Annotated in this window: 14 protein-coding genes; 8 read left to right on the top strand and 6 right to left on the bottom strand. The window is 50.8% G+C overall.

Annotated features, from left to right (window positions below; all coding sequences use genetic code 11):
* Positions 1 to 9 precede the first annotated feature (9 nt).
* The gene (locus SPI6313_RS11425) at positions 10 to 1,089 is read left to right on the top strand and encodes a tocopherol cyclase family protein (protein WP_072621112.1); all 1,080 of its coding nucleotides are present in this window, start codon (positions 10 to 12) and stop codon (positions 1,087 to 1,089) included.
* A 158-nt stretch (positions 1,090 to 1,247) separates the two neighbouring features.
* On the opposite strand, the gene SPI6313_RS11430 is transcribed toward SPI6313_RS11425, so the two are convergent.
* The 4 genes from SPI6313_RS11430 to SPI6313_RS11445 form a co-directional block, all read right to left on the bottom strand.
* Positions 1,248 to 3,209 (bottom strand): bifunctional aldolase/short-chain dehydrogenase, encoded by a 1,962-nt coding sequence (locus SPI6313_RS11430; protein WP_072623105.1) that lies wholly within the window; start codon positions 3,207 to 3,209, stop codon positions 1,248 to 1,250.
* A gap of 142 nt (positions 3,210 to 3,351) precedes the next feature.
* Entirely contained in the window at positions 3,352 to 3,558 is a 207-nt protein-coding gene (locus SPI6313_RS11435; RefSeq protein ID WP_072621113.1) for a DUF2283 domain-containing protein, read from the bottom strand.
* Positions 3,555 to 3,815, bottom strand: a complete 261-nt coding sequence (locus SPI6313_RS11440) for a DUF4258 domain-containing protein (RefSeq protein WP_072621114.1) — start codon at positions 3,813 to 3,815, stop codon at positions 3,555 to 3,557. Before SPI6313_RS11440 ends, SPI6313_RS11435 begins: the two co-directional genes overlap by 4 nt.
* A gap of 12 nt (positions 3,816 to 3,827) precedes the next feature.
* Positions 3,828 to 6,194, bottom strand: coding sequence for an AAA family ATPase (locus tag SPI6313_RS11445; protein WP_072621115.1), 2,367 nt, complete (start codon positions 6,192 to 6,194; stop codon positions 3,828 to 3,830).
* Between the two features lie 154 nt (positions 6,195 to 6,348).
* On the opposite strand from SPI6313_RS11445, the gene SPI6313_RS23535 reads away from it, so the two are divergent.
* The 4 genes from SPI6313_RS23535 to SPI6313_RS11465 all read left to right on the top strand — a co-directional run bounded on the left by SPI6313_RS23535 (position 6,349) and on the right by SPI6313_RS11465 (position 7,503).
* The gene (locus SPI6313_RS23535; protein WP_175551121.1) at positions 6,349 to 6,492 is read left to right on the top strand and encodes a hypothetical protein; all 144 of its coding nucleotides are present in this window, start codon (positions 6,349 to 6,351) and stop codon (positions 6,490 to 6,492) included.
* A gap of 137 nt (positions 6,493 to 6,629) precedes the next feature.
* Positions 6,630 to 6,941: a hypothetical protein gene (locus tag SPI6313_RS11455; protein ID WP_072621117.1), complete on the top strand. Its 312-nt coding sequence runs from the start codon at positions 6,630 to 6,632 to the stop codon at positions 6,939 to 6,941.
* A 72-nt stretch (positions 6,942 to 7,013) separates the two neighbouring features.
* Positions 7,014 to 7,244 carry a DUF4327 family protein gene (locus SPI6313_RS11460; protein ID WP_072621118.1) on the top strand — a complete coding sequence of 77 codons (231 nt, stop codon included), beginning with the start codon at positions 7,014 to 7,016 and terminating at the stop codon, positions 7,242 to 7,244.
* 34 nt (positions 7,245 to 7,278) lie between these two features.
* On the top strand, positions 7,279 to 7,503 hold the full coding sequence (locus SPI6313_RS11465) for an NfeD family protein (RefSeq protein WP_072621119.1): 225 nt from the start codon (positions 7,279 to 7,281) through the stop codon (positions 7,501 to 7,503).
* 130 nt (positions 7,504 to 7,633) lie between these two features.
* Here SPI6313_RS11465 and glmM read toward each other — a convergent pair whose 3' ends face one another.
* On the bottom strand, positions 7,634 to 9,094 hold the full coding sequence (glmM, locus tag SPI6313_RS11470; protein ID WP_072621120.1) for a phosphoglucosamine mutase: 1,461 nt from the start codon (positions 9,092 to 9,094) through the stop codon (positions 7,634 to 7,636).
* Positions 9,095 to 9,278: 184 nt separating this feature from the next.
* A complete protein-coding gene (locus SPI6313_RS11475) occupies positions 9,279 to 9,557 on the bottom strand; it encodes a DUF7734 family protein (RefSeq protein ID WP_072621121.1) in 279 nt (92 codons plus the stop codon).
* 131 nt (positions 9,558 to 9,688) lie between these two features.
* On the opposite strand from SPI6313_RS11475, the gene SPI6313_RS11480 reads away from it, so the two are divergent.
* The 3 genes from SPI6313_RS11480 (at position 9,689) to SPI6313_RS23540 (ending at position 12,033) form a co-directional block, all read left to right on the top strand.
* Entirely contained in the window at positions 9,689 to 9,919 is a 231-nt protein-coding gene (locus SPI6313_RS11480; protein ID WP_072621122.1) for a type II toxin-antitoxin system CcdA family antitoxin, read from the top strand.
* Positions 9,920 to 10,035: 116 nt separating this feature from the next.
* Positions 10,036 to 11,766, top strand: coding sequence for a GAF domain-containing hybrid sensor histidine kinase/response regulator (locus SPI6313_RS11485; RefSeq protein WP_072621123.1), 1,731 nt, complete (start codon positions 10,036 to 10,038; stop codon positions 11,764 to 11,766).
* A 96-nt stretch (positions 11,767 to 11,862) separates the two neighbouring features.
* Positions 11,863 to 12,033: a hypothetical protein gene (locus SPI6313_RS23540; RefSeq protein WP_175551122.1), complete on the top strand. Its 171-nt coding sequence runs from the start codon at positions 11,863 to 11,865 to the stop codon at positions 12,031 to 12,033.
* Positions 12,034 to 12,070: the final 37 nt, after the last annotated feature.

Consider the following 12,070-nt stretch of genomic DNA (forward strand, 5'->3'; position numbering starts at 1 on the left):
ACGGCAACTATGATCCCCAACCCTCTCCAAACGCCCCACAGCGGTTATCACTGGGATGGCAGTGATCAACGGTTTTTTGAAGGGTGGTATTACCGGGTGACGCTGCCTCAGTTGGGGGAAACGATCGCGTTTATGTATTCCATCGAAGACCCCCAGGGCGGCCAACCCCATAGCGGCGGCGCGGCGCAAATCCTCGGCCCCCAGGATGGGTATGTGTGGCGATCGCTCCCCGATGTGGATCTCTTTTGGGCGGAGTGCGATCGCCTCGCCCTCGGTCATTGGCGCACCCCCGGCCTACCCCGCCACGAACTCCCCCCCGACCAATTTCACGCCCACAGCACCGAAGGCTACCAAGCCACCGCCCACCTCAATCAGGGCTATCTCTGCGATCCCGCTACTGGGTTCTATTGTCGCTGGGACTATGCGATCGCGCCCCTGTATGGCTGGGGTTCGCCCCGTTTCCCCCAACAATCAACAGCGGGCTGGCTCTCACAATTCCAAATCTTTGAACCCGGTTGGCAAATCCTCATGGCCCACGGCCTCGCCAACGGTTGGATTGACTGGAACGGTCAGATGTATTTCCTCCACCAAGCCCCCGCCTACAGCGAAAAAAATTGGGGTCGCGCTTTTCCCCGTGAGTGGTTTTGGCTCAACTGTAATAGTTTTGACGGTGAGCCGGATTTGGCACTGACGGCGGGCGGTGGACGGCGGCAAGTGCTGACCTGGGCGGAATCTGTGGCGATGGTGGGGATTCACTACCGGGGCCAGTTCTATGAGTTTGTGCCCTGGAATAGCCGTGTGAGTTGGGCGATTGACCCCTGGGGGCGGTGGGTGATGGGGGCGGAACATTGGCGGTATCGGGTGGAATTGGTGGGGACGACGACCCACACCGGGACACTGCTGCGAGCGCCGACGCTGGGGGGGATGCAGTTTTGCTGTCGGGATACGATGCGGGGTGACGTGACGCTGCGCCTGTTTGAAAAGCATTGGAACGGCCATGAATCGCTCCTGTTGACGGCGACGAGTTCCACCGGTGGCCTAGAGGTGGGGGGCAAACCCTGGCGGGAGGTGTGGCGATCGCGTGCTTGAGTTTTCAAGGTTATTGATAACCCTATCCATATTGGAGGTCTAGCCCTCTAAACCTCCCACTGGGTGGGATATCTCCCCCCCAGACCCCCGGCTCAGGGGCGATCGCACCATGCCACCCCGTTAGGCGATCCCGTCTGTTGCGATCGGGGGGGCTGGGGCTAAATGACGCGATCGCTGCCACCATCGATGGGCACTTGGGCGGCGGTGGTGGCGGCGAACAGGGGGCCGCACATGGCGATCGCCATCTCGGCAACAGTGGCGCTGGTTACCTCCACCTTGAGCACATTATTCGTTTTGTAGTCCTGAATCGACAGACCGTAATGGTCGGCGCGGGCTTGGAGCACCTCATCCGTCCAAATCCCCGTATCAAACACCCCGTTGGGATGCACGATATTAATCCGAATCTGATCGCCGCCCCATTCCAACGCCGCCACCCGGACGAGTTGCGTCAGGGCTGCTTTCGCCGCCGAATAGGCCGCCACCCCAGGGCCGGGGGCGGGGACATTTTTCGAGCCAATCACCACAACGCGACCGCCTTGGGGGGCGAGTTTCAAAAAGGGATGGCATTCCCGCAACAGCATTAAATTTGCGTCCAAATTGACGTTCATCACCTTGCGCCATTGGGCCGTGTCGAGGGATGCGATCGCACAACTGGGCGGAAAAATCCCCGCATTGAGCACCACCAGATCCACGCCGCCAAACTGACGCACGGTTTTTTCCAGGGCTTGAGCGATCGCCCCTTCATCGGTCACATCACAGGTGATCCCGCAAAAATCCGCCCGGTCATGGAGCGATTCAATCGCTGGATTGAGATCCAACCCCACCACCGCCGCCCCCTGTTTGAGCAGTTCCGCCACGCAGGCCTTGCCAATCCCCGACGCGGCTCCCGTCACGATCGCCACTTCCCCGGTAAACTGCGGCGGTTTCCCCCCCTTCCGCAATTTCGCCTGTTCCAGATCCCAATATTCCACCGCAAAGATATCCGCCGCTGGGAGGGCTTGATATTGGCCCAACTTTGTCGCTGTACTGATCACATCAATCGTGTGGTCGTAGATATCCGCGACAATATTCGCCGCTTTGACCGACTGCCCCACGGCACACAGCCCCAATTCAGGATCGAGTACCACGCGGGGCGCAGGGTCGAGCATCGTTAAATCAGCGTGGGCGTGGGTTTTAAAATACTCGGCATAGTGGGCAGCATAGGCAGCCACATTCCGGCCAATCAGGGGGAGGCGTTTGGTGCGGATGACGTGATCCGGTGTGGCGGGCCCCTGTTGGCTGATGGTCGTGATGTCGTCCCGTTGGGCAAAGGCGAGGGTTTTCGGGGTGCAATGGTTGCGGAGAATGACGGGGCATCCGGCAAAGCAAGACAATTCAGCGCGGAGTTGTGCGAGGTCGTGGCTGAGGGCGCGATCGGGGATCGAGGCGCTGGGAGTGGGGAGGGTGGCGTTTTGTTGGGTGATGTAGTCCTCGGCGAGGCTCACCAGATGGATCATCCGCTCGTAGGACTCCTGGGCCGTCGCCCCAAAGGAGAAAATGCCGTGATTCATCAACACCATGCCGATGGTGTGCGGGCCCGCTTCGGCTTGGAATTTGGCGGCACAGACACGGGCGAGATCAAACCCCGGCATCACGTAGGGAATGATCACGACGCGATCGCCGTAAATCTCCGCAATCCGTTCCCACCCATTGGGCGTATTCGTAATCGTCACCACCCCATCCGCATGGGTATGATCCACATATTTATAGGGCAACGTCGCATGGAGAATCGTTTCCACCGACGGCGAGGGGGCGCTGGCGTTGGTCATCTGGGTTTTTAATTCATTGACCATCTGCGGGTCAGACAAACGCTCAAGCTCAGCCAGTTTCAACAAATGCGCCATGCGCACGGGAGCAAACCCCGCCGCTTCAATGGTGGCGAGATCCCAGCCGCTGCCTTTGACGTAGAGAATCTCTTCCGAGTCCCCCACCACATTGGTTTCCGTCACCTTCACTGAGGTATTCCCCCCGCCATGTAAAACGAGGCTGGGGTCTTGCCCCAACAGGCGCGAGGTATAGACCCGGAGGGCTAAATCAGTGGTGTATTGGGCGGCTTCGGCGGAGTTCCAGCGGCTTTGCATCGTCAGTTGGGGGGCAAGGAGCAATAGGTGAAATTGCCCCTCAGTGTATCAAAGAAGGTTACAATTACGCCGTGAATGCTTGACCAAACTATTTTTGAATCGCATATCAAGCCCCATTGGTCGTCTGCTTCCGGTGGCTGGTCTAAATCGTTTTCGGGGCAATCATATATTCAATGGCTTGTGGGTTATCAATACGCTTAGATGCTTGTAGGATTTCAATACCAACAACATTTTGACTAGAGTCAAGATCTAGGATGATTCCCGGTGTTTCTTCATCGCTTTCTTCAATATCCACATCTTTCAACGTAATCCGAAGAACATCAACTTCGGAGTCATATTTGATTTTCATGGGTTCCTCCAATATTTTTTAATTTGACTGGTTCGATAAAGGGTAATAACAACAGCCGGATCAACAGTGGTATTGATGAAAACACGAAGCAAATACAACTTTCCAGTGCCAAAGTCTATTTTGGATTGATAAATTGTCACTTCCGAATCTTGTTGAATGATTTGTTCTGGTTGTTCTAAAACAGCTTCAATGAAAGGAATGGGGATTTTTCTCTTCTTGGCTTCACCTAACGCATGAATTGAAAGTCGAAATTTCATTGGTTACTGTTCTTATGTTTTTGGATGCACTGGCTCTGGATTTTTTTTATGGATATTCTGATTCATAGAATTTTGGACTCGTTCGATTTGTCTGGGGGCATCGATTTTTTGCCAGAGGGTGATGGATTTCTTAAAGTATTCTTGGCTGTTGAGAACGTCGCCCATAGCTTGATAGGTCAAGGCAATTTGATAATAAGCTTCAGCAAGATCGCACTTAGCATCAATTCTTTTTAAAATATCGATAGATTCAGTGTGATAACTTAAAGCAGTTTTGAAATCAGATTGTGTATAAATTTCGCCTAATCCCATTAAACCTTTCGCCTTGACCTGTAGATAACTTGTTTTATTTGCAAATGAAATAGCTGCACTATATTGCATTTTGGCATTATCAATCTTTCCAAGTTTATGGTAAATTTTTCCAGAAAAAATATGATGGTATCCAAAACTCCATGTCGATGAATATACATAAAGATTGTTTTGATTAGTGTCAAGGCGACTTCTCAGATTTTCAAACAAATTGATTGATTTTTTAAGTAGTATCTCAGCTTGCTTTTTGTTATTGAGGGATGAATAACAGAAGGCCATAAAAGAACGATCTACAAACCTATCTTCTGGAAACATATCTTCAAACCTTTTACAATCTAATCTCAAAAGCTCTATAGCCTCTTTGAATTCTAGCAACTCTACTTTGCATAATGCTTGGTTAAAAAAAGAAACACCATACAACCTATTTAATTCTTTATTTTGGCTTTCTTTATGTTGTTCATCAATGATTTGCTTTGCAATTTTTGCTGATTCTATGTGAGAAAGTAGTGAAGATTGAAGATTTCCCATCATCCAATATGTGTCTCCCAGAACATTATACATCTGTCCCAAAGAAAGGCTTGAGCTGACTTGATTTTTGATCGCATTTATCACTTGTTTTATTTTCAAAAGCAAGCCTAATCGATAAAACGAACTACCCAATGACTCATCAAGGTCATAAATATGTCTTCTATTATTAGTAATTATATCGGCTGCACTATTAAAATCTTTTATATTTAAGCAATGATAATATGCTTCAAGTGCAGTGATTGCATCTTCTTCTGTATTGATTGACTCAACACTGTCTGTCCAAAATTTTGCTGCTAGTCGATTAGATGTTTTCCAATCCTCACTATTTCTTAATCGCTCAATCGCTTGCTCTTTAATTAGGGGATGTAACCGATATTCACCATCAATATGATCCACTAAAGCCAGATTGCGTAACGTATCAATTGCCTTCTGTGCTTTATTCTGAGGAACCTCCCACAACAAACAAAATAATCCCTCTCGTGGAACCGTTGGCACATCTTGATACCGAAAACATCCCATCCGACAAAGCAGATTATATGCATTAGGATTAACTTGCTTCAAGCGATCAAATTGTTGAGTGATTAGATTTTCCATTGCTTGCTCAACAGCCAACCCATCGGAAGTTTGATGCTCCTCCCAATATTTTTTAATATTGCCTTGATAATTCTCTGCAATTCGCCCGCGCAAAACCTTCATCCCCAACGCATTGCCACGATAAGATTTGCGCATCTCCGCCAACACAGGAGAATCAATAGTTAACTTTTTCTGACCAAAATAATCCCGCCACGCTTCCATATCTAAACATTCCAGCCGGTAAGGCTCAATATTGAGATTTTCATTTACTCGCTCCCGACTCGTGATCAGCGTAAAAGACTTTAACGACACATTGGATAAAACTCGTAATAACTCTACATATTCGCGATGTTCTGGAACTAACTGTCCCTTTCCATCAAGGGCCGGTTCCAAATTGTCCACCAAAATGCCAAACGCTTCTGACTGGAGTTTATGACGAAGGCGATCGCACAACACCGCAAAATCCCCCCGCGACTCCTCCCCCAAATCCTTTAACTTTGTCTCTAACAACCCAGCCGCAGAACCCACTGCCTGCCTTTCCTTCGCCACATCGAACCGCACCAACCGCCCCGGAAACCGTTCTGCTAAATATCGCTCCGCTAGCACTGTTTTTCCAACACCTCCATCCCCCTGTATCAAGACACAGTTTTTCCCCGCTTGGCGCAACTGGTCGAGATGAGTAATTGCATTTTTCCGACCAATAAAATCGTCGTCCTGTTTGAATAGTTCTGGCTTGTATTGTTCAAACAGTTTAATTAATTCAGGACGTGCCGAACGCTTATCATCATCACCGTCAGACTTTAGACCAAAATCAATACAAATGTTTCTGATGTGTACGTTTACTGTTGCACACTGAATATTTAAAGAATTAGCGACTTCTTGAGTGTTGCGATTTTTCAAAAATTCAAGCAAAACCCGCTTACGTTTTTCTGGTAGGCTCTGGAAAATTCGCTCGAAATTTTTTTTGTCCATTTTTCACACCCGTCCATGAATATTTAGCCAATGTTTATGGATGTTTAGCGAATATTTAGAAATATTCAGAAAAAATCTTACGTTTGTGTATTTTCATCTTTAAGGTACGGACGCTTAACTGAAAGTAGTTCAACTCATTCAAGGAGAAACCATTATGGCTTCTGAAAGCGTTTACACCGGAAAAAGCATCTATGGTGGCTACTACGCCAAAGACTCCAAAGGCAATCTTGGCCGTGGCAAAAGCGAAAGCAACGCCATCAATGCCTTGAAGATGGCCCAGAACAAAAAACAGAAATAACACATTAGCACTGTGTTAAAGAGTCTATCTGGCTCAACTTTCAGTATAAAACCGATGACTTCGTAATGCATCAACTTCAGGGAGTGGATTTGTCTACTCCGTTCCCTTCCTTACACCCTCACTTAGGATGACGCACGATGAAACTTCCCCAATCTCGTACCCATCAACCCAAGCCACCTCACTACGGTCTTATCTCCCTCCCGCCCCATACCCACCCCCAACGCCCCCTAACCTCTGCCCCTACTGATCACAATCGACGCATCCAAACTCCTGAACAACAACGGCGACACCAAATCCAACTGCAAACGATGAACACCCAAAAAGCTCATCTGCGCGATCGCCTCTGTCAACGCCTCCAAAAAGCCTACGCCAATGGCGATCGCCCTCTGCTCCGGGCGTTGCGACAAGAATGGCAGGCACAATTCCCTGAAACTCCCTGTGCGTTCTAAGCCCTCAATGCGGGGAAAGCTCCGAGCCTTTCCCCAAACCATTCCCTCAAACTCTATGACCGAGGACAAACTATGGTTGCCACTCCATTACCCCAAACCTACACCCTCTCCGCACTTCAAGACGATGCTCGCACGTTAGTTCAACAGGGCAAAGTGAGTCGGAACGAACCGATTTATACGTTACTGGCTCATCTACCTGATCGTGAACATACCAGCTTTGAACGTGAGTTGGCTCTTCATGACTATTTGCTGCGCGATCGCATTGCCGATCTGATCCCTCAAGAACGTTGGCAAAACGACTAAACCTCTCTAAATCCCTCATCCCCTGAAAATACTTATGAATACCCGTTTCCTCGTCAATCAACCCCAGTTCTTCCCAACCCCGATTCCCGGTGTGATTACCGACACCGTCACCCTTGATCAAAAGGGCCGAATTCGCTTCCAAGGCTCTTTTTATCCTGCCCAACTCGCTGAGCAGAATATGAGTGATGAGCTTTCACCGGGCACGACGGTTCAAGTTCTCGGTCGGCTTGGGATTACTCTTCTCATCCGCCCGGTTTAGGAGGAACCTCAGTTCAACAATTCTAAAATTCCCTCTACCAAAAGATAGAGGGAATCTTAGGGTTTTATGACCTATGGAATCGAGACATTTCAACCGCAACCTAACAGTAAGAGCATACCTTTTTCAACGCCTAACCGAGGTGGGTTTGGACGGATTGGACGAGGTATTGCGTCCAGTGTTCGACGGCATCGGCGTCGGCGGCTTCCACCATGACGCGGATCAGGGGTTCGGTGCCGGAGGCGCGGACGAGGACGCGGCCTTGCTCGCCAAAGGCGGCTTCGGCGCGGGCGATCGCAGCCTGTACCGGTTCGCAGTCTTGCCAATGTTGACGGCGATCGCGACAGTCCACGCGCACATTTTGCAACAGTTGCGGGTAGGTTTGGAAACTGTTGTCCCGGAGTGCCGCGAGGGATTGCCCCGACTCTTTCACCAAGGCGGAGAGGTGGAGCGCCGTTTGCAGACCATCGCCGGAAAAACTGTGGTGATGGCAGAGGATATGCCCGGACTGCTCACCGCCCAGGGCTGCCCCCGTGGCAAACATCGCCGCCTGGACGTTTTGATCGCCGACATCGGTGCGGTGGAATTGACCGCCGAGAGCTTGCCAAGCCCGTTCAAACCCAAGATTGGCCATCACCGTCCCGATCAGCAAATGATCGGGCAATTGCTGCCGCTCCATCAGGTATTTACCCCAAAGGTAGAGGATATAATCCCCATCGATGACGCGGCTGTGGGAGTCAATGGCCATGACGCGATCGGCATCGCCATCAAAGGCAAAACCGAGGTCGGCTTGGTGTTCTTGGATGGCGGCTTGGAGGGTTTGGAGATGGGTCGATCCACAGTTGACGTTGATGCGATCGCCATCGGGATGTTCATGGAGACAAATCACCTCCGCACCCATGGCGCGGAACACTTCGGGGGCTAACTGCACCGCAGCACCCCAGGCCAAATCAAGGATGACCTTTAACCCGCTGAGGTCAGAGGTGGGGAGCGATCGCTGCAACGCCTCGCAATAATCCTGGGCCAATGTCACGGTATGTTGATGCTTACCCCACTGCGTCCGCGTCACGGTGAGATCACTGCGACCCCGCAACGCCGTTTCAATTTGTTGGCTCGTGGCCTTCGTTAACTTTGTGCCGTTATGGTTAAAAAATTTAATGCCATTATCTTCGGGCGGGTTATGACTGGCGGAAATCATCACCCCCCCGATGGCCGCCGTGTGGCGCGTCAGGTGCGACACACAGGGCGTGGGACACAGCCCCACATTCCACACCTCTAAACCCGCCGTCGTCAGCCCCGAAGCCAGGGCCGTCGCCAACATATCACTAGAATTGCGCGAATCCTGGCCGATAATCACCGGGCCCACCTGCCCAGCTTGGGATTGTAAAATTCGGCCCGCCCAATAGCCCACTTCGAGGGCTAACGTGGCGCTCAATAATTCCCCGGCCTTGCCGCGAATCCCATCGGTGCCAAAGAGAGGCGTTTTCGGGAGACTGTCGAGTTGGGCTAAGGAGCCAATGCCGTGAATGCTCGGCTTGGATGTTTTGCCCCTTGACCCTTGTGCGTCTTGGGAGCGAAGCGGTGATGTAACCATAATTTAATTTTTCCTCACTCACACCAGAATGTTGATTGACCCGAAGTCAACCCTCTATAGTTGAAAACTTTATCCTAATTGCTGCTGTAATGATGTACAGGGGACACAACAGGACTTCAGCATGATCGAATCGGGAGGATGGGAGGACGGTGCGATCGCCCCATCCCCACCATCATGCCCCTGATTATAGAAGCGACTCCATTTCAGCCCAGCTTAACCCTTGGGCAAGGTAGCGGGGATGATCCGGATTGTAGGGACTAGCTACCCGATCGATCGTCTGAATCACTGCGGTTTCTGACAAGACGGGCACATCGGGATCAACCGCAGTCGGGCGCAGCAGCGAACTCGAAAATCCCTTAAAGATGAGAACAATATCCTCCTCTCCCTGATCCGTTGCCGTAACGATCAATACTTCTTCTGGATGCACTTCTGTGTAAGACTCCAGACGCTTCACAATTGACATAAGCCCCTCAAAGGATAAAAATGCACTTCACACTGTAATGATTGCAACATTTTTGCAAACGAACCATCCAGAGAGTCCCTAGAATTTTTGTACAATAGTAGAACCTGGTATCAAATAAAGTTATTAAAGCAATGAACGATCCTGCCACCCAGTCCCCCCGCCTTGCCGACAAAGTTGAAGTTGCGATTCAACTGGACTCTGATCTTGTCGATCAACTCCATCATCTCAGCAGTGACCCCAGCCGGATTATTGAAACGGCGATTAAGCAATGGCTACGGGGCGATCGCGAACAAGATGACGAACTATCCCGCACCTTCCGACGCAATCCCCCCGTCCCCCCCCGTGGCGAGTGGAACGACTAATCCCCCCCCTCGATCCGGAATGCCGTCCAGACCCCATGGGCGGCAATTTCCGGGTCAGCAGAAGGTTTCCGAGTATGATGAGAATGTAAACTGCACTAACATTACGATTGTGTGCCATGGATGCGGCTTCTGCACCCCAACATCCGATTCGCTGGCAGGATCTAGGGGCTGAATTGGCCTTCACTCAGGACAGTTCAGGTCGCTACTCTTCGTTCTATTGGCAATGTCAGTTGAAACGACCTGATGCGTCACCCTCCGTTCTGACCCATCAAAACCCTGAACACGAAAAACTCAAACCCGTTGCGGCTGATAATTATCTCGAAACCATTCATCGGGTGATGGAACGGCGTGTTCCGGAAAATTACCACTGTCTCTTTGTCTATGAGGACAAAACATTTCCGGTGGAACTCGCGATCAGCCCGATTCTCAAGCATGAGGGACGAGTGACGGAAGTGCTGGTGATGGGGCGATTGTTGGAGCAGGATGGCCTCACCCGCACGAATCGCCTCACGGGGACATTGCCCCACAATAATTACAATGACTTGGTGACTCAGATTGCCCGCAATATTCGGCGCAACCCCTACCAAAATCTGTTAACCAAGATTTCGCGCAATATTCGCCTCACCCTTGACCTCGAAACGATTTGGCAGCAGACGGTGGATAGTTTGGGGGCAGAAGTGCGGGTGACGCGCTGTTTGATTATTGCCTACGATGCAGAAACGCAAACATTCCGGGTGGAGTCGGAATATTGTGAGCCGAATTATCGGTCAATGTTGGGGGAACGGTTTCCCATCGATCGCACACCGTATCTAGAGCAGGCGATTTCGGTGGATGAGCCGCTGGCGTTCGACTATATTCAAGACTCGTCCTTTGAAGAGCGATCGGTGTTGGTGATTTCGACGTTTTATCAAAATAAGCGCAATGCGTTGATTTGTTTGCAGCAGTGCGATCACCGTCGTCATTGGAATGATGCGGAGATTGAACTGGTGCGGGAGTTGGCGGCCCATGTGGGGACTGCGATCGCCCATGCCACCCTCTATAAAGAACTCGAAGAAGCGGGAATGCGGGCCGAAGAAGCCTCCCGTCTCAAAAGTGAATTTCTCGCCAGCACCTCCCATGAACTCCGCACCCCGTTAAACGGGATCATCGGGTTCATGAAACTGATCCTTGACGGCATGGCCGATGACCCCGCCGAACAGCGGGAATTCCTCGAAGAAGCCCACCGTTCCGCCCTCCATCTCCTCAACCTGATTAACGACATCCTCGACATCGCTAAAATTGAAGCCGGTCGGATGGAGTTGAACTTTACTGAAGTTCCCCTCGAAACCCTCTTTGAGGATGTGGAGAAGAAGACCCGTCCGATGGCACAACAGAAAAACCTCAGCTTTGAGATTCAAATGCCGCCGTCCCGCGAGCCGATTGTGCTCTATGGCAACTATCAGCGGCTCTTGCAGGTAATGCTGAATCTGGTGGGTAATGCGGTGAAATTCACCCATGAGGGGGGGATTACCATCAGCGCCGAGGTGGTGAAAAGGCAGATGTTTGTGGATGGGAAAGAGTTTCCCGGTTTGGTGAAGGTGCGGGTGGCGGATACGGGGATTGGGGTTCCCCTTGATAAGTTGGATATGCTGTTTAAGAATTTTAGTCAGGTGGATATTGGCCGGACGCGCTCCTATGGGGGGACGGGTTTGGGGTTGGCGATTTCCCAGCGGTTGGTGGAGACGATGGGGGGCAAGATTGATTTTTTCAGTATGGGGGAAAGTCTGGGATCGACGGTGACGTTTGAGGTGCCGATTGTGCAGATTCCGTTGATGACTAGGGGCAAGAAGGCGAAAAATTCACTTTGAGAGTGGGATGAATCACGCGATCGCACCTCAAAAGGTAGCATTTTATACAGAAAATATTCTATAATAAGGGGGTTCAGCATTATAGGAGTGTTCATTATGCGTACTTTAAAATCGATGTGGTCTGTGCAACGGTTGTGTCATCTCAGTGAAAGTTTGGGCGCAGCCTATGGTGAAACTCCTGAGCCGACTCAATCACGGTCAACGGGTTGGACGACGGATTCACTGCTGAAATTGGGTCAAGTGATGCAAGAATCGCACTTGCTCTAGGTTTAGACTGCATGCCAAGATTGAGGATGCGATCGCT

It is taken from the genome of Spirulina major PCC 6313, assembly GCF_001890765.1.
GTDB lineage: Bacteria > Cyanobacteriota > Cyanobacteriia > Cyanobacteriales > Spirulinaceae > Spirulina > Spirulina major.

Coding starts and splice junctions, on each gene's coding strand:
- SPI6313_RS23540 (WP_175551122.1), top strand. CDS start 11,863: ATGCGTACTTTAAAATCGATGTGGTCTGTGCAACGGTTGTGTCATCTC.
- SPI6313_RS11440 (WP_072621114.1), bottom strand. CDS start 3,815: ATGAAATTTCGACTTTCAATTCATGCGTTAGGTGAAGCCAAGAAGAGA.
- SPI6313_RS11460 (WP_072621118.1), top strand. CDS start 7,014: ATGGTTGCCACTCCATTACCCCAAACCTACACCCTCTCCGCACTTCAA.
- SPI6313_RS11475 (WP_072621121.1), bottom strand. CDS start 9,557: ATGTCAATTGTGAAGCGTCTGGAGTCTTACACAGAAGTGCATCCAGAA.
- SPI6313_RS11485 (WP_072621123.1), top strand. CDS start 10,036: ATGGATGCGGCTTCTGCACCCCAACATCCGATTCGCTGGCAGGATCTA.
- SPI6313_RS23535 (WP_175551121.1), top strand. CDS start 6,349: ATGGCTTCTGAAAGCGTTTACACCGGAAAAAGCATCTATGGTGGCTAC.
- SPI6313_RS11445 (WP_072621115.1), bottom strand. CDS start 6,194: ATGGACAAAAAAAATTTCGAGCGAATTTTCCAGAGCCTACCAGAAAAA.
- SPI6313_RS11465 (WP_072621119.1), top strand. CDS start 7,279: ATGAATACCCGTTTCCTCGTCAATCAACCCCAGTTCTTCCCAACCCCG.
- SPI6313_RS11430 (WP_072623105.1), bottom strand. CDS start 3,209: ATGCAAAGCCGCTGGAACTCCGCCGAAGCCGCCCAATACACCACTGAT.
- glmM (WP_072621120.1), bottom strand. CDS start 9,094: ATGGTTACATCACCGCTTCGCTCCCAAGACGCACAAGGGTCAAGGGGC.
- SPI6313_RS11455 (WP_072621117.1), top strand. CDS start 6,630: ATGAAACTTCCCCAATCTCGTACCCATCAACCCAAGCCACCTCACTAC.
- SPI6313_RS11480 (WP_072621122.1), top strand. CDS start 9,689: ATGAACGATCCTGCCACCCAGTCCCCCCGCCTTGCCGACAAAGTTGAA.
- SPI6313_RS11425 (WP_072621112.1), top strand. CDS start 10: ATGATCCCCAACCCTCTCCAAACGCCCCACAGCGGTTATCACTGGGAT.
- SPI6313_RS11435 (WP_072621113.1), bottom strand. CDS start 3,558: ATGAAAATCAAATATGACTCCGAAGTTGATGTTCTTCGGATTACGTTG.